This window comes from Paenibacillus eucommiae, from assembly GCF_017874215.1.
GTDB lineage: Bacteria > Bacillota > Bacilli > Paenibacillales > NBRC-103111 > Paenibacillus_AI > Paenibacillus_AI eucommiae.
Window position 1 is genome coordinate 303,023 of the sequence record NZ_JAGGLB010000005.1, and the last position, 16,955, is coordinate 319,977.

The 16,955-nt window shown below is 45.8% G+C and carries 11 protein-coding genes; 10 read left to right on the plus strand and 1 reads right to left on the minus strand.

Annotation, left to right across the window (positions count from 1 at the left end):
* Positions 1 to 311 precede the first annotated feature (311 nt).
* The 9 genes from J2Z66_RS10715 to J2Z66_RS10755 all read left to right on the plus strand — a co-directional run bounded on the left by J2Z66_RS10715 (position 312) and on the right by J2Z66_RS10755 (position 13,699).
* Entirely contained in the window at positions 312 to 968 is a 657-nt protein-coding gene (locus J2Z66_RS10715; protein WP_209971373.1) for a DedA family protein, read from the plus strand.
* A 331-nt stretch (positions 969 to 1,299) separates the two neighbouring features.
* On the plus strand, positions 1,300 to 3,462 hold the full coding sequence (locus tag J2Z66_RS10720) for an ABC transporter transmembrane domain-containing protein (protein ID WP_209971374.1): 2,163 nt from the start codon (positions 1,300 to 1,302) through the stop codon (positions 3,460 to 3,462).
* A gap of 147 nt (positions 3,463 to 3,609) precedes the next feature.
* The gene (locus tag J2Z66_RS10725; protein ID WP_209971375.1) at positions 3,610 to 4,638 is read left to right on the plus strand and encodes an agmatine deiminase family protein; all 1,029 of its coding nucleotides are present in this window, start codon (positions 3,610 to 3,612) and stop codon (positions 4,636 to 4,638) included.
* 82 nt (positions 4,639 to 4,720) lie between these two features.
* Complete coding sequence (gene aguB, locus J2Z66_RS10730) at positions 4,721 to 5,596, plus strand: N-carbamoylputrescine amidase (protein ID WP_209971376.1); 876 nt, start codon at positions 4,721 to 4,723, stop codon at positions 5,594 to 5,596.
* A 1,081-nt stretch (positions 5,597 to 6,677) separates the two neighbouring features.
* Positions 6,678 to 9,017, plus strand: a complete 2,340-nt coding sequence (locus J2Z66_RS10735; protein WP_209971377.1) for a helix-turn-helix domain-containing protein — start codon at positions 6,678 to 6,680, stop codon at positions 9,015 to 9,017.
* Positions 9,018 to 9,252: 235 nt separating this feature from the next.
* Entirely contained in the window at positions 9,253 to 10,632 is a 1,380-nt protein-coding gene (locus tag J2Z66_RS10740) for an ABC transporter substrate-binding protein (protein WP_209971378.1), read from the plus strand.
* Positions 10,633 to 10,841: 209 nt separating this feature from the next.
* The gene (locus J2Z66_RS10745) at positions 10,842 to 11,789 is read left to right on the plus strand and encodes a carbohydrate ABC transporter permease (RefSeq protein WP_209971379.1); all 948 of its coding nucleotides are present in this window, start codon (positions 10,842 to 10,844) and stop codon (positions 11,787 to 11,789) included.
* Complete coding sequence (locus tag J2Z66_RS10750) at positions 11,786 to 12,616, plus strand: carbohydrate ABC transporter permease (protein ID WP_312894486.1); 831 nt, start codon at positions 11,786 to 11,788, stop codon at positions 12,614 to 12,616. The genes J2Z66_RS10745 and J2Z66_RS10750 overlap by 4 nt, the downstream gene beginning before the upstream one ends.
* A gap of 81 nt (positions 12,617 to 12,697) precedes the next feature.
* On the plus strand, positions 12,698 to 13,699 hold the full coding sequence (locus tag J2Z66_RS10755; RefSeq protein WP_209971380.1) for a Gfo/Idh/MocA family protein: 1,002 nt from the start codon (positions 12,698 to 12,700) through the stop codon (positions 13,697 to 13,699).
* A 926-nt stretch (positions 13,700 to 14,625) separates the two neighbouring features.
* Here the strand turns inward: J2Z66_RS10755 and J2Z66_RS10760 are convergent.
* Positions 14,626 to 15,501, minus strand: a complete 876-nt coding sequence (locus tag J2Z66_RS10760) for an AraC family transcriptional regulator (protein WP_209971381.1) — start codon at positions 15,499 to 15,501, stop codon at positions 14,626 to 14,628.
* Between the two features lie 142 nt (positions 15,502 to 15,643).
* Here J2Z66_RS10760 and J2Z66_RS10765 point away from each other — a divergent pair, with 142 nt between their 5' ends.
* Entirely contained in the window at positions 15,644 to 16,942 is a 1,299-nt protein-coding gene (locus J2Z66_RS10765) for a Gfo/Idh/MocA family protein (RefSeq protein WP_209971382.1), read from the plus strand.
* Positions 16,943 to 16,955 lie beyond the last annotated feature (13 nt).

Sequence of the window (16,955 nt, forward strand, 5' to 3'; positions counted from 1 at the left end):
TCTTGTAAACAGGAAGGGAATTTGCGTCTTGCATGCAGATAAGGTATATATAATTAGAGGCTGTTTGAATTTGTCTATTCAGCTTCTATCATACAGATAAAAGCCCGCTAAGCAACTGGACTATGGTCTAATAAGAACTCGACTTTGGTTTATTTAGAAAAGATGACTCTTCTTGTATGATAAATGGGCACAGGTAAGGGAATGAAAAAGAAGTGCAGAGCAGAGCAAAACAGTGCAGTGCAGGGCAAAGCGAAGCGAAGCAAAGCAATTTCGGGTTGATGAAGCTGTTGGATAATTGAGGAGAGCGTTCCATGAATGTTATGGCATTTATTGAGAGTTTATTTGAACAATATGGATACCTGGTTCTGTTAATTGGGCTGCCTCTGGATTTTATTGCATTACCGATACCAGGACAAACGACATTAACGTATACGGGTTATTTATCTTATAAAGGTGTACTTGAATGGCTGCCTGCGGTGGGGGTGGCTTTTTCAGGTTCGATTATTGGGATTACTACAACTTATTTGATAGGAAGCAAGCTTGGCATGCCGTTTATTGAGCGTTATGGGAAGTGGCTGTTTTTGAAGCCGGCTTACTTGGATAAGACAAGGCATTGGTATGGGAAATATGGAAACAGGATGCTTTTTATCAGTTTTTTTATTCCGGGAGTCAGACAATTTTTTGGCTATTTTGTAGGCATCATTCGGGTTCCTTTTCGCACTTTTGCCTTGTATGCTTACACAGGCGCTGCTTTTTGGGTGCTTGTGTTTGTTGGAATAGGGTATGTCTTTGGTGAGCAGTGGCAGTTTGTTTTTGGACTGGTGGAAGAGTATATAAAGTATATTTTTATTGGCTTGGGCTGTGTACTGGTTACGTTCTTTTTCCTGAGATGGCGAAATCGGTCGAAAATGCGGATATTGAGACTGAGCAAAGAATTGGACAAACGAAAGGAGAAACAGTCAAGCTAAGAGGCGGGAAGCTAAAGTGACGGATGCTAAAGGGAGGAGGCGAAAAGCAGGCAATTGCTCCGACTATTTCTCGGGAAATAATTTGGGGGAAAATGTCATAATTTCAAAGTTGAATACATGAATGCACAGATGAATGCACTAAAACTATGAATACTGTAAACAACTTCAGTTTCTCATGAGATCATGATATACTTTTGCCACACATGCAAGGAATGGTAAACGCTTACACGGATAGCGCGGATAGCAGGGATAGCGCTGATAGAAATGTCCATATCCAACCAAGCGGAACGTCTAAGCGTAATACTTTTAATATTAAAAGGAGTTTATTACGATGGTTCTTACTGTCATCAGGCATTTGCTTAGCTATATGCGGGCATACAAGCCGCTGGCTGCATTCTTTTTTCTGGCTTTACTTCTGGATCTCGCTTTTTTGTCACTTGCTCCTTTAAGCTTTAAAGTGCTCATAGATAAGGCTATTATTCCTCAGGATATCGATTATTTTGTTCTTATTTTATTGGTGGTGGGCATCAGCGGCTTGATTTGTATGAGCGCTGGAGTGGCGAGTGATTATGCGCTTGCCAAGCTGACTGCACGTGTACAGAAGGATTTGCGTCAGCGGCTTTTTGAGCATATGCAGCATGTCAATATCGGTTTTTTTCAGAAAACCCGCTCGAGTGAGCTCCTTTCCTATTTTTCCGTCGACTTGCCGTCCATTGAGAGGGCGATGAACTCGATCCTGACTATCGGCATTCAATCGGTAACCGTCGTAGTTATCAGCACAGCCGTACTATTTTATTTGCAATGGAGCATGGCTGTGGCGATCCTGTTAGGAGCCGTCCTAATTTTCTTGGGGCCCTACCTGCTTGGCCGCCGGGCACAGGCGATGAATGTTTTACATAAAGAACAGCTTGAAATCATGATCGGTGATTTACAGGAGAATATCAAAGCACAGAAGGTAATCAAAGGATTTAATCTGCAGCATGCAATGACCAACAAATTCACTTCCAGGCTGCAAACGATGTTTCTGATCCACTATCGAAAAAATGTAATCAATGCCCAGCTGGAACGCCTTCCAATGGTCAGCCTGCTGCTTGTCAACCTCACTATTATTGGGCTTGGCTCCTATTTGGCTCTCCGCGGCCATATCACGCTGGGAGCTCTGGTCGCCTTTTTCACGATGTATACTTCAATGGGGAATTCAGTATTTAACCTGACTTTCACCATAACTGCCTTTACCGATGTTTCGGTTAGCATCGAACGCATGCAAAAGCTGATGCAAGCACCGCTGGAAGCAGCTGACGGCTCTTATATGGAGCACTTGCAGGAGCAGCTGCCGGAAATCCGTTTTGCCGATGTGTCGTTTAAATATACAGAGGATAGGGATGTTTTGAAAAAAATTGATTTGCATATTCCTCCAGGTTCGACAGCTGCATTTGTAGGTTCAAGTGGTTCGGGAAAAAGTACACTGGTTCAGTTAATACTTGGCTTCTATGAGCCTGGTGAAGGGCATATCGAGATTAATCGGCATCGGCTGGAGACATTGAATCGGGGTTACTTCCGTGAACAGATTGGCGTCGTATTTCAGGAAAATTTCCTGTTTAACGGAACGATCCTGGACAATATCCGTATCAGTAAACCGGAAGCAAGCACGGAGGAAGTCATCGAGGCAGCCAAAAAAGCAGAAATTCACGACTACATCACTAGCCTGCCGGCGCGTTATGAGACAGTAGTGCTAGATGAGGGAGCGAACTTCTCTGGCGGACAGCGTCAGCGGCTGGCAATTGCCCGTGCGATTTTGAGGAATCCCCCTATTTTACTGTTGGATGAAGCTACTTCTGCATTGGACCCTATCTCTGAAGCTTCCATCAATCGCACATTCGAGGAATTATCGAAAAACCGCACGGTCGTCACAGTTACACATCGCTTGTCTTCGATTACTGGAGCGGACAGCATCTTTGTTTTCGATCAAGGCCGGCTGGTAGATAGTGGAACGCATCAGGAAATGCTCCATAATGGTGGTTATTATAAGGAACTGTGGGACAAGCAGAATGGCCTGTCCGTTTCTCTTAGTGGTCAGGAAGCGGAGATTGACGGGGAACGGCTTGCGCGTCTTCCTTTTTTCCGTGGCATTGATATGGACGTGCTTAAAGAAATAAAAGGTCTGTTTAACACCGAGACATTCGCCGCGGGACAACCGGTTATCCATGCAGGTGAACAAGGTGAGAAATTTTACTTAATTGCCCGTGGAAGGGTGGAGATTACTAAACATGATCCTGCTGCTGAAGAAGGGAAGGTCCGGCTCGCTATTCTGGAGGATGGGGACCACTTTGGGGAAATTGCCTTATTGGAAAATATTCCACGCACAGCAGACGTTACAACGATCACACCTTGTGTCTTTCTCACCCTGCAGCGTAAGGTTCTGTATTACGTCCTCTCCAAATACCCGGAGATCGATACCCGTGTTAGGCAGACGTTAAAGGAACGTAAGAATTAATGACTTTAGAACCTTCGTAAAAGTAGAGCAACCGTCGTCCAATTGGGGCAGCGGTTGTTTTTTATTTTGAGTAAAGTTCTATAATATTGTATGATGGATGAGGGCGCTTTTGGCGTTCAAATTCTATGAATAAGGTGAGTCGATCGGATGAATCCAAGAGATCTTCAATATAAAATGCCAGCGGAGTGGGAGGCGCACGAACGCACATTTCTGTCCTGGCCCGTGCAGGATTCCATGTGTTTTCCGCAGGATTATGATACCGTTTGTGCAGGATACGCTGAGTTAATCCGAGCTATTGCCGAGTTCGAGCCCGTGACTGTAGTTGTGAATCCAGCAGATTTGGAGCAGATAAGTGCATTGTTTAACGAGGATAACGTGGAATGTTTGCCGATTCCTCATAATGATGCCTGGCTCAGAGATAATGGGCCGACATTTGTAGTGAATGAGCAGGGTGAGCGGGCAGGAATCAACTGGCGGTTTAATGCTTGGGGCGGCAAGTATGAGCCTTGGGACCTGGATGATGCAGTGGCGCCTAGTATTTTGCAGCAGCTTGAGATGCGCCGGTTCGATGCACCGCTTGTGATGGAAGGCGGCTCGCTGCATGTGGATGGCGAAGGCACGCTCATTACGACAGAGGAATGCCTCTTGAACAAGAACCGCAATCCTGAGCTTGACCGGGAACAGATCGAAGAACTTGTGAAACAGTATGTGAACGTCGAAAACATCATTTGGCTAAAGCGTGGACTGGCTGGCGATGAAACGGACGGGCATGTTGATAATATAGCTTGTTTTGCAGCTCCGGGAACGATAATTGTACAGGTATGCGAGGATCCTGAGGATGAAAATTATGCCATAACCCAGGACAACCTGCGTACGCTGAGTGAGGCCGTTGATGCCCGCGGGAGAAAGCTGGAGCTTATCTTGATTCAACAGCCGCCTGCGGCATTCCATGAAGGAAATCGTCTCACGCTGAGCTATTTGAACTTTTATTTTGTTAACAACGGCATTATTCTGCCAGTGTTTGGCGGAGCGGCCGAGCATACGGACCTGCTTGCTGAGCAGGCGTTGAGCCGGGCTTTCCCCGACCGCCGCGTTCGCACCATCAACGGGATGGCGATTATTCGCGAAGGTGGGAATGTGCACTGCACAACCCAGCAACTGCCAGCAGGGAAGTAGGAAGTAAGCGTTGTTGTTTAAAGCTAACGAAATTAGTGAAAGTTATTGAAGGTTTACAAAAGCTGAGGGAGGTATCGGTATTATGAGAAATGTTAAAGTGGCAGCAACTCAAATGAGCTGCTCTTGGGATATAGATGATAATATTCGTAAAGCCGACGCATTAGTGCGAAAGGCAGCGGCTGAGGGAGCGCAGATCATTTTACTGCAGGAGCTGTTCGAGACCCCTTACTTCTGTCAGAAGGAAAAGTCGGATTACTATCAATATGCAACAGAATTGGAGCATAATAAGGCGGTTAATCACTTCCGCGAGCTGGCTAAAGAGCTCAAGGTTGTGCTGCCAATCAGCTTCTATGAGAAAAAGAACTACGCACGGTATAATTCGCTGGCGGTCATTGATGCGGACGGCGAGGTATTGGGACGCTACCGGAAAAGCCACATTCCTGACGGACCAGGCTATGAAGAAAAGTTTTACTTCAATCCAGGTGACACAGGCTTCAAGGTATGGAACACGCGTTATGCCAAAATTGGCGTCGGCATTTGCTGGGACCAATGGTATCCTGAAGCCGCCCGGTGCATGACACTTATGGGGGCAGAGATTTTATTCTACCCGACAGCCATTGGCTCTGAGCCCCAGGATGGCTCCATCGACTCCAAGGACCACTGGCAGGTCTGCATGCTTGGCCACGCGGGAGCAAACCTGATTCCCGTCGTTGCTTCGAACCGGATCGGCAAGGAAGAGGATGAAGATTCATCCATCTCTTTCTACGGTTCATCGTTTATTGCCGGCCCGCAGGGAAATAAGGTGCAGGAAGCGAATCGCACTGACGAGGGAATACTGGTCGCCGAGTTTGACCTTGATCAGCTGGAGACACAGCGAATCGAATGGGGCATATTCAGGGACCGCCGTCCCGAGCTTTATAAAATCATTGCAACCTACGACGGAGAACAACCCGTTTAGATTCTCAGTAAAGCCTGCTTGAGTGTTTTCTCTTAAGCAGGCTTTTTGTTGTATATACGGATTTTTCTGAGTGGCGTCGGCATTGGTGCTGCTAATTATGACGATGACGATGACGATGGCAGTGGTAGTGTTAGTGGTAGTGATGGTGATGGTGATGGTGATGGTGATGGTGGTGGTGGGTGGACTTGGACTTAACTAGCGGAAAATTTTTTTCTGAGCTATGTGCAATTATCGATTTGACGGGAGCTGCATGATGCCTTGATGGTCGTGGGGTATGATGGGCATGAGTATGGGGGATGGGTATGAGACATAGTAGGAGACTTGGAGTATGGAGTATAAGTATGGGGCATGGGTAGGAGACTTGGAGTATGGAGTATGGAGTATGAGTATGAATATGGAGTATGGAAAAGGGTACGGAGAGTAGAAATGATGCAAGGGATGTATGGGGGAAGTCGTTTTGTATGTAAATCAGAAAAGTGTAAATAGATAGATGAAAAGTGGTTGTGTGATAAATGTATAATATGTTAATTTATGTAAATTAAAAGATTTGCGGCGCTAAAATATAAACGGGGTTACGTTGTTTTTTGGAGAAGAACAATCCTGTTGCGGACCACCTCACCCTACTTGAGCGTGTGTTCAATTAACGATGAAAATCATCGTTAAAGTAAGTGCTTCGAGGTCAACAGTCACTTTAACGATGAATTTCATCGCTAAAAGAGGACGGATGCCCTCTTTGGGTGGCAAAAGGGGACTTTAACGATGTTTTTCATTGTTAAAGTAGGATGTGGGGCCGAGTTGGTGCTTTTAGCGATGAAAAACATCGCTAAAGTAGCAGACCCTCTCCGTTCTTTATCCGAGCGCCTGATAGAGGAATCGTTTGGGCGCAGAGTTACTAGCATAGCACTTGCTGGCGCATTGCGTTGGCATTGTAGTGGCGCTTTGTACTAACATGGAACTGGAACTGGCATTGAACTAGTGTTGCACGAGCATTTGCATTGGCATTGTTGTAGCATCTGATGTCTGATAAAATAAATGACAATCTAACGGGTCGGATTTACGCCGCAGAAATGGGGACTGTTACTTGAACAAGTCATGGTTTTACCGCACACTTTTGTCCTATATTCCTGTATTTTTTATTGTTACGGCTTTTTTGTTTTTTATATTTTTCTATACGTTGAATGACCAGAATAAAAAACAGACCTATCAAGCTAATCAATTTGTTGCTCAGCAGGCGATTCGATTTATTGATACTTCTTTGAAGTCGATTGATGAAAAGCTGACGCTGGAGATTATGCGTAATCAGGACTTTTTGCAGTTTTTTTCTGCTGATCAGGGCTCTGACTTGAACCTCGACGTTAAGGTCATGAATTCGATGCGGGACTTGAAAATTACAAATCCTTTGATCGATTCGATTTATTTGGTGCGGTATAAGGATCAGGTTGTTTTGAGCAACAGCACTTCCTATTCGTTTGAACAGTTTGCTGACTATGCCTTTATTCAAAGTCTTGCTGAGTCGCCGAATCGGAGCTGGTCGGATCAAAGAGCTTTTAGCGAGTTTTCCTCTGAAACCAGCAGGCAGGTAATCACACTCTCCAGGGGTGTGCCTATTTTTGATCCTCAAAAAGGTATTGTTGTTATCAATGTGAAAACAGATTCGTTACAGAATCAGGTCAGTCAGCTGTACAATCCGAAGGTTAGCTTTATGCACTTGTTCGACAGGCAGGGTAAAAATCTGTTTCATGGCGTTGATCAGGATCAAGGGTATGACCAGAACCCGGATCAGGGTCAGGAGCAGGGACTGGGTCTGAGCCAGGATCAGGATCAGAGTCTGGGTCTGGGCCAGACAGAGGCGGAGAGGGAAACGGCTGCAGCCAGCAAGGGGGCTGTCTCGACATATGTGTCGGATTATACGGGATGGACAATTGAGAGTGGAATCAGGCAGACGGGTATTATTGGCTTTATTTTGAGCTTATATAATATTTGGATTGCTGTTGGCATTATTGTGGTGATCGCGGCGATTATATGGATGATTATAGTGACGAAGCGGAATTATAAGCCAATTGAGCTTATTGTTTCGAAGCTGCAGCTACATTCCAAGGACAGGGCCGAGATACCGGCGGATGTGAAGGATTGGAATGAAATGACTTTCATTGAATCAACTTTGGTCAATATGATCAAGGAATCAAATGAATGGGAGCGGCAGTTTGCGGAGGATCTGCATGTGAAAAGAAATTATTTCATGTATGAGCTTCTAGAGGGAACCCGCCAAATTGGGCTGGAGGAGTGGGAACGGCAAGCCCCCAAGTTTGAGCTGCCAGGAACGTTTGGTTTGCAGATGATTTTTATTATGGAGATTGACCGTTATATGGAGTTTTGTGAAGAGTATAATCAGGCTGACCAAAAGCTGTTGAAATTCGTTGTAAGCACGGTGATTAAGGAATCAGCAGCTGCAAATAAGTATAATGTATGGACGCTGTGGACCTCTGCGAATCAATTAACTGGAGTTATCCAGATTCCGCTTAACTCTTCATCTGATCCTTCGCTGGAGCCTTTGGTTAAGCCTTTACAGGTGCTTGAAGAGATAAGGGCATGGATGGAACAAAATTTACATTTCACTGGGACCATTGGCGTGGGTGAAATCGTTGAGCATCCTATGAATGTTCGTGATTCTTTTAAGGAGGCACTGGAAGCCCTTCAGTACAAAATGGTGTATGGGGCGAATCGGGTGATTTCGCATCAAGAGGTTCAAGCCGCGACGGATGTGCATGAGCATTTGCAACTCATTCATACTATCGCCGGGGCTTATCGTGCATCGCAAGGGAAATGGGAAGTGGAGCTGGAACATTTTTTCGAGAAAATCAGCAGTAGTGTGCTAATAAGGGATGATATTATCAGCTTGCTGAATTCTCTGACCTTTTATTTAAATCGCTCCATAGGCAGCTTGGGCAATGAATTTCTTGATTTGTGGAAAGCGTCTGCGCTTCCGAAGCTTCATGATATTTTGGAAACCTTTGAGACCTTGGAGGAAATCCATAAGCAATACCCGATTGTGTTGGAGCAATTTGCGAAGCAAATGGGAGAGCTGCGGGAATCGCGGAATCATCATATGCTGATCAATGAGGTTAAGGGGCATATTCAGAATCATTTTACGAATCCGAACCTGTCGTTGGATTATTTAAGCGATCAATTTGGTATGAATGGTAAGTATTTGAGCAAACTATTCAAGGAAGAGTTCGGCACGAAATTTGTCGATTTCCTGATTGATTTACGGATGCAGCATGCTAAACAATTGCTTACAGAAACCACGCTAACGGTTCAGGAAATTGCGGAAAAGGTCGGGTATGCCAGTCCTATTTCGTTTATTCGTACCTTCAAGAAAGCAACCGGCGTGCCGCCTGGCGACTATCGCAAGGAAAGGTGAAAATTGTTCATCTCAGAAAAAAGTTTATCCATACAAAAGCCGGGATCCCGGTAGGTGATTGCCTTATCAATCGCTTATCGCTGCCGGTCTTTTGCCGCTTTTTCAAAGGTTCCTGACAATAAGTTTATGCGTGAAAATGGTTCATTGAGTAGAAGGGGTCAGCCTGTTTACAATGAGTTCATGGTCACCCGGACGGGGCGATCAAATATAATTTCAATGGGGGCATTAAACGTCTATGGGTACAACTATGAAAAAGAGAATGACCGGATTGATCGCATTCGGCTTAATCGCCAGCACAATTCTGGCAGGCTGCTCAAGCTCCAAAGAGGGCGATACAGGCACGGGTACAGATGGCAAGAAGGAAGAGCAAATTACATTATCTTTTGAAACTTCACTTTACGCAGAAGCACCTCACAAGAAAGCCATCGATTCCTTGATCAGCAAATATAATGAGAAAAATCCCAATGTGAAAATAACGGTTCATGGAGCCGATTATGAGAACTTCTGGGATAAGCTGACCACAGAGGTTATTGCAGGAACGCAAGGAGATATCGTGCAAGTGTATCCGGAGAATATCGCTACCTATAATGCTTTGGTAGATGGCGGGGCTTTTCTTAATCTAGATACTTATCTTAAAGGTAAGGAGCTTGAGACTAAATTAGTTGGTCAAGAGCTTAGCAAGGTGGACGACTCCTATTATGCAGTATCCAATTACGCATGGGGAACCACTGGTATTTTCTACAGGAAGTCACTGTTTGAAAAAGCGAATATCGACCCGGCCACTGTAAAAACGCTGGACGATTTCAAAGCCGCTGCAGCTAAACTGGGCGTAGATACTAATGGCGATGGCAAGCTTGATCAATACGGCTTCGCCAGCGTAGTTGGTTCACACCCTTTCGTAGCATCTGAGTGGTACAGGCTGATTGCCAGACCGGTTTCAGGCGGTATTTATTTCCCTGATGGCGAAGCTGGACCTTATACTGCAGACCGCATTAACGTAAACTCTGACGCGAACGTCTGGGCAGCCAAATGGTGGCAGGATTTCATTAACGATCCGAAAATTACGCCTCCAGGAACAAGAGATAAGAAAGTCGGCCGGGAAATGTTCTGGAATGGCCAAGCGGCTATGAACATGGATGGTCCGTGGTTTATTGGTATGACACAAGAGCGGGATCAGGCGCTTATGGATGATCTGGGATTGCTTCCACAGCCGGCTATTACGTATGAAGGCAAAGAATATAAGCCGAACCCGCATAACAACCCTTCGGTTGCGATGATTTCCAAGAAGAGCAAAAATGCGGATGAAGCCTGGAAATTCCTGGAGTGGATGACGACTCCTGAGGCACAGCAAATTATTGGCGGATCCGGTATGATTCCGAGCAATAAAGATTATGTAGCTACAGAAGAGTACAAGAACAACAATCCATTGGCTGTCCAATTCTTCGAGTTCCAAGAGAATCTTTACGCACCTGCTGTAATGGATCCTCCGATTCCGGAGCAAGGCACGCTGTCACAAATCATGGTCAACACTGCACAGGAAATGTTTATTGGCAAAAAAGACGCCAAGACATCAATGGATGATGCAGCAGGTAAAATGAAGGACGCAATAAAATAAGATCGATGGTTAACATCATAGTGAACATCATAGTGAACGTGATGGGAACATGATAGTGAATGTAATGGTGAACGTGATGGTTAACGTGATGGTGAACACGGTCTGATAGTTGAAGGCAAACGCACCCGTCCTGAAGGTGATGGATCCTGAATGTCCCTGAAGGGCGGGGCTGCGCTTACTGAATTTCCCGATGAAACCAAGGAGGGCACATGAAGCAAGCAGAAGCAAAACCAGTCTACCAAGAACCTTCCTTTTTCAAAAAGGAGTTAAAAAGGCTGAAGGAAAACCGCATCGCGTATTTATTTGTAGCGCCGCTGGTCATCTCTGTCGCATTGGTTTTGTTGTATCCCATCCTCAAAGCTGCGCTGATGAGCTTTCAATATTGGTATGTAGCGAAGCCGATTGCAGGGGGCAAGCATCCTTTCGTCGGAATGGAAAATTACCAGGAGGTAATTGGATCCGATTATTTTTTCAAGTCACTTGGCATCACATTTTTGTACATTGTTGTTACTGTGGCCGCCAGGTATATTCTGGGGTTAGGAACAGCGGTTTTGCTCAATATTAAATTCAAGGGAAGAGCATTTGTCCGGGCTCTGGTTATTATTCCATGGGCAGTGCCTGAGGTTGTAGCCTGTCTCGTCTTTATTTTGATGTATGACTACCAATATGGAGTTATTAATGATGTACTTATCAAAATGCATATTCTCTCCAACCCAATCGCATTTCTCGGAGATTCCAATACCGCACTAGGGGCAGCTATGTTTGTGAATATATGGAAAGGATTTCCATTCGCTGCTATTATGCTTTTAGCCGGTTTGCAAAGTATTCCGAAGGATCTATATGAGGCTGCGACAGTCGATGGAGCTTCTGTATGGCGTCAATTCCGGAGCATAACGCTTCCTATGCTGAAGCCTGTTTCCGTCGTTGTATTTTTGCTGCTAGTTGTATGGACAATCAAAGATTTCGGTATTGTTTACGTACTTACGGGCGGAGGTCCGAGTCGTGTCACAGAAATTTTGACCATCTTCATTTATCGCGCAGGCTTCAAATCGTTTAATTTCGGTATGGCCGCAGCAGGCGGTATGATCCTCCTGGTTATCTCGGTTATTTTCACCATGCTGTATTTAAAAGCGACGAAAGCGGGGGAAAACACGTGAAAAAACAACCACTAGTTTATATATGTGCCGTGCTGATCTCGCTTTTCGCCGTGTCTCCTTTTTTGTGGATGATCATTACATCATTAAAGTCGCAAACCGAAATATATAGCAACCCGGTCAGCTATTTTCCGAAGCAAATAAATTTGGAAGGCTACAAAGGAATGCTGAATCCGAATGCCGACAGCAATTTGAACTTTATGAAATGGTTCTATAATACAACGATTGTTTCCTTGCTAACGACGGTTTTCTCTATCGTTATTTCTGCACTTGGCGGCTATTCGATGTCGAGATTCCGCTATAGGGGCAGGATGGCCATTGGCTATTTGATTCTGATCACACAGATGCTTCCAGGATCTCTCTTGATCATTCCGCTTTACATTATTATGAAGGATTATAATTTGTTGAACTCACATTTTGGCCTGGTTATCGCTTATTCTACGATTGCCATTCCGTTCTGTACCTGGATGCTGAAAGGTTATTTCGACAGTATTTCCTACTCGATTGATGAGGCGGCTATGGTCGATGGAGCCAGCAGATGGATGACGTTTGTGCGGATTTTGCTTCCGCTCACACTGCCAGGGCTTATGGTAACGTCGATTTTCTCGTTTCTCACGAGCTGGAATGAGTTCTTGTTCGCTCAAACCTTCCTCAGCGATTACGATAAATGGACTTTATCCGTAGGGATTGCCAGCTTCCAAGGACAGTATGTAGTCAACTGGGATTATCTGATGGCGGGTTCTGTGATTACGACATTGCCAATCGTCATTGCCTTCTGGGCGCTGCAGAAATATTTGGTCAGTGGCATGACAGCTGGTGCGGTCAAATAGTGTGGTCATATAGTGTAATTTAACCAAGCTGCTTTTATTTTCTCACCCATCATCATCTTACTTATAAGGAGCCAATTATCCATGATTAAATTCGGAATCGTAGGCATGGGAATCAGAGGCAGTCTGTTTGCCGATACCATCGTCCAAAACCCTTACGCAGAAATTACTGCCATTAGCGACTCTTATGAAGAAACTTTGAAGAAAAATATGGAGAAATACGATGTGCCGGGTTATATCAACGTCGAAGATATGATTGAGCGGGAACAGTTGGATGCCATCGTCATCGCTACGCCCGATTTCTTGCATATGCAGCCTGTTATGCTCGCAGCGCGCAAAGGTATTCATATTATGGTCGAAAAACCCTTCTCCACCTTGGTTGAGGAAGCCGAGGAGATGTTTGCCGAGGTTAAAAAAGCGGGAATCAAATGCCTCGTAGCATTCGAAAACCGCTGGAATGCCCCCTTCGTCGCGGTTAAAGAAGCTGTAGATAATGGTGAAATCGGCAAAATCATTACCGTGAATTCACGGCTAAACGACACCATTTTTGTCCCGACCAAAATGCTGAAATGGTCCAAAGGCTCTACCCCAGGCTGGTTTTTATTGCCGCATGCTACTGATATTGCCCTATGGCTTAAAGACAGCAAGCCGATTAAGGTATACGCTGTTGGCACCAAGAAAAAGCTAGTATCCATGGGACTGGACACTTATGATTCCATTCAGGCAGTCGTCACTTTCGATGATGATACACATGCGACCTTTACGACAAGCTGGATACTGCCTGAATCGATGCCGCTTATTTATGATTTCAAATATGAAATTATTGGCGAGCACGGTGCTTTATATGTCGACCTGGCGGATCAAATGGTACGCAGAGCGGGTACGGACTACAAGCATCTGCATACGCTGGGAACACCAATTAACGGAATGCTGACCTCTTCGCCCAGCTATATGCTGAATTCCTTTATCGATAATATTCGACTGGATACCGAGCCAACTAGCGATGCTGCTGCAGGACTCTTGAACACGAGACTGGTGCATGCGATTCACAGATCTATGGAGTCTGGCGCGGTTGAAATGATTTAATTTTTAGGAGTAAAGGAAGCCTGGCTGTTTGTGCGAATATGATTCGCCGACTGCCGGGCTTTTTCTCGTTGAAATGAGCTTGAACAGCAGAACTGATAGAAAGCCGGTGGCCTTTGCCACAGGAAATTTAACTTTTTATCGTATTAGAACGACTCGATACTTTGCAGCGATAAAGCGACTTAGCGTTATGGTGGTAAAATGTTGAGGTGAGGAATTCTATGTGAGGCGCAGATTTGTATATGTTCACTATCCCTTTGGCTCAGGAGGGGAGAAAAAGCTTGGTGGCTGTTGGGTTTCAGTCAGGAGAAAAAGACCTTGCTAGCTCTCCATTTGAGCGTGGCAGGTTCGGAAGTTTGAAGCTGAGAGGGAAGGAATGTGAGAGGAAGAACGATAGTAAGCAGGCCATCTCCCTCGAATTGAAGCGTGTGCTTCACTTAACGATGTTTTTCATCGTTAAAGCAAGGGTTTTCAGATCAATCAACCACTTAATGATGATTTTCATCGCTAAAGTGGAAGGATGGCCTCTTCTAGGGGATAAACGGGATTTTAACGATGTTTTTCATTGTTAAAGTAAGGTTGTGGAGCGGCCCTTATGCTTTTAACGATGAAAATCATCGTTAAAGTAGCAGGGTCTTCTCGGCTGCGAGCGTTCTTCAGTCCCAGCGCCTTTGCCCGCCAGGAAATCTCAGCCAGCAAGTGAATACATCTTGCTGGCTGTTCGTTTGAGCTTGGTGTTCGTACGATTGTAGCTGAGAGAGGGAAGGGCTGTGGGTGGAGGAGCGATAGCGTCCGCATTTAAAGATGTGTTTCTACCTGCATAGTCCAATCAAGGAAACACATCTTTAACAGCGGTTGGAGCCCACAGCCATTCCCTCCCCGAACCACCAACGCCACGTAAATGCACCTCAAAGGACGCCACAAGGCAGTCACTGTGATTTCATCTGCTTGCGATATTGAAGCGGGGAACGGCCGCAAAGTGATTTGAACACGCGTCCGAAATGTGTGCTGCTATCGAAGCCGCTTTCCTCGGCAATTGTGCTTACGGACAGGCGGGTGTTCTTGAGCAGCTTTTGCGCTTCGCGGATTCTGATTTGTTGCACGTATTCTACCAGGGTAAAGCCGGTCACCTTTTTGAAAATATGGCACAAATAGTAGGGGCTGATATGGAAATGCTCAGCGATGGAGGGCAGCCGCAGTTTTTCGCGGTGATGCTCATTAATATGCTTGACGATGTCCGAAACGTTCCGGTGAAGCTCGGTTGGATGCTCCCGTCCAGGATCACGTTCGGAGGTCTTCTGCACCTCCCTATGCATCCATAGCAGGAGCTCGGCCAGCAGCAGCTTGAGATAGCCGTCGGCTCCGGGCTCTTTTCTATGCTGTTCAGTTAGCAGCTTTTCGAAGATTGCCTCCAAGGCCGGGTTCCCTTTGATGTGAGGTCTTATGACCGGGAAGCCTTCGAATGCGGCAAACAGATCGACCCCAATCTGAGCCTGCATGGGAGCAACAAAGCCCGCCTGAAAGTTTATCAGCACACGCTCATGGTTGGGGGAGCTAGCCTCGGTCGTCTTATGCAGCACAAGCGGAGGGATCAGCACCAAATCACCTTGAACGACATGATAGGAGCGATCTTTTATAAAATAAAACCGTTCCCCTGCGCGCATATAATAAATTTCGTAAGTTTCATGAGCATGATTTTGATCCATATTAAAGGATTGTGTCCGAATGGCATGATGGATATAAAAAGGAGCTTCATCTTCCGGCAAAGGCTGGTTCGAGCGCCGGGTAATTTTCGTATCTGTCATCGAAGCTGTCTCCTTTCTACAATAAAAACAGAAAAAAAGAACAATATATATCGAAAAAATAAAAATTAAGCAATTTATGTGCTTTTTTTAAAATTATATTGCTATATACTGCAACTATATCATAGTTTTAGGAGGAGCGACAATGGAGCTTTATGGACCACAACGTACGCGTTATGCATTAGTGGGAACAGGAGGAAGGGCTGTCTTCTTTTATCAGGCGATCGTGAAGGATTTTCGCGAGACATCAGAGCTGGCAGCTTTCTGCGACGTTAATCAAACCCGTATGAATGTAGCGAATAAACGGCTCGCCGCCGAGGGTGTAGGGCCTCTGCCAACCTATAAAGCGGAAGCTTTTGATCAGATGATTCAGGAGGTGAAGCCTGATGTGGTCATTGTAACTTCAGTGGATCGGACGCATCACACCTATATTATCCGTGCAATGGAGTTGGGCTGTGACGTGATTACGGAAAAGCCGATGACGGTTGACGCTGAGAAGTGCCAGGAAATTCTGGATGCAGTAAAGCGCACCGGTAAAAACCTGCGTGTAGCCTTCAATTACCGTTACTCGCCACACAATACAAAAATCCGCGAATTAATTATGGAAGGCACGATTGGGGATGTGCATTCTGTTCATTTCGAATGGCTGCTCAATACGCAGCATGGGGCGGATTATTTCCGCCGGTGGCACCGGGATAAGCGCAATAGCGGGGGGCTGCTCGTGCATAAGTCGACGCATCACTTTGATCTTGTGAATTTTTGGCTCGGGTCGAAGCCGAAAACGGTTTTTGCGATGGGGGATCTACTGTTTTATGGGCGTGAGAATGCTGAGAGGCGCGGTGTGACGGAGTTTTATTCGCGTGCTTATGGCAGTGAAGCGGCAAAGAATGATCCGTTCGCTCTGCACATGGAGGAGCACGAAGGTCTGAAAGAGATGTATCTGGATGCCGAGCATGAGGATGGATATATGCGTGATCAAAGTGTTTTTGGAGATGGAATTAGCATTGAGGATACGATGGGGGTTATGGTTCGCTATGAGAACAGGGCGGTGCTGACTTATTCACTCTACGCCTACTCCCCTTGGGAAGGCTTTCGTGTCTGCTTTAACGGCAGCAAGGGCCGGATCGAGATGAATGTGGTGGAAGCCTCCTATGTGAACTCGGGTGGTGAGCAGGCACTTGAAGGTGCGGTAATTGGCAAAAAAATTATCGTGCACCCGATGTTTGCTTCGCCATATGAAGCTGCGGTAGAGGAAGGAAAGGGCGGTCATGGCGGGGGAGACCCGGTGCTGCTTAACGATTTGTTCGGTACACCTGAGCCGGACCGTTTCAAGAGGGCCGCCTCTCATGAGGACGGGGCGATGTCGATTCTTACGGGTATCGCAGGCAACCGTTCGATGGCGACTGGGCTGCCAGTGGCGATCGCGGACCTGGTGAAATTCTAATTTAGCGGATTTC

Bases quoted from the DNA above. Each gene is read 5' to 3' on its own strand.
- J2Z66_RS10715 (WP_209971373.1), top strand. From the start codon at position 312: ATGAATGTTATGGCATTTATTGAGAGTTTATTTGAACAATATGGATAC.
- J2Z66_RS10720 (WP_209971374.1), top strand. From the start codon at position 1,300: ATGGTTCTTACTGTCATCAGGCATTTGCTTAGCTATATGCGGGCATAC.
- J2Z66_RS10725 (WP_209971375.1), top strand. From the start codon at position 3,610: ATGAATCCAAGAGATCTTCAATATAAAATGCCAGCGGAGTGGGAGGCG.
- aguB (WP_209971376.1), top strand. From the start codon at position 4,721: ATGAGAAATGTTAAAGTGGCAGCAACTCAAATGAGCTGCTCTTGGGAT.
- J2Z66_RS10740 (WP_209971378.1), top strand. From the start codon at position 9,253: ATGGGTACAACTATGAAAAAGAGAATGACCGGATTGATCGCATTCGGC.
- J2Z66_RS10745 (WP_209971379.1), top strand. From the start codon at position 10,842: ATGAAGCAAGCAGAAGCAAAACCAGTCTACCAAGAACCTTCCTTTTTC.
- J2Z66_RS10755 (WP_209971380.1), top strand. From the start codon at position 12,698: ATGATTAAATTCGGAATCGTAGGCATGGGAATCAGAGGCAGTCTGTTT.
- J2Z66_RS10760 (WP_209971381.1), bottom strand. From the start codon at position 15,501: ATGACAGATACGAAAATTACCCGGCGCTCGAACCAGCCTTTGCCGGAA.
- J2Z66_RS10765 (WP_209971382.1), top strand. From the start codon at position 15,644: ATGGAGCTTTATGGACCACAACGTACGCGTTATGCATTAGTGGGAACA.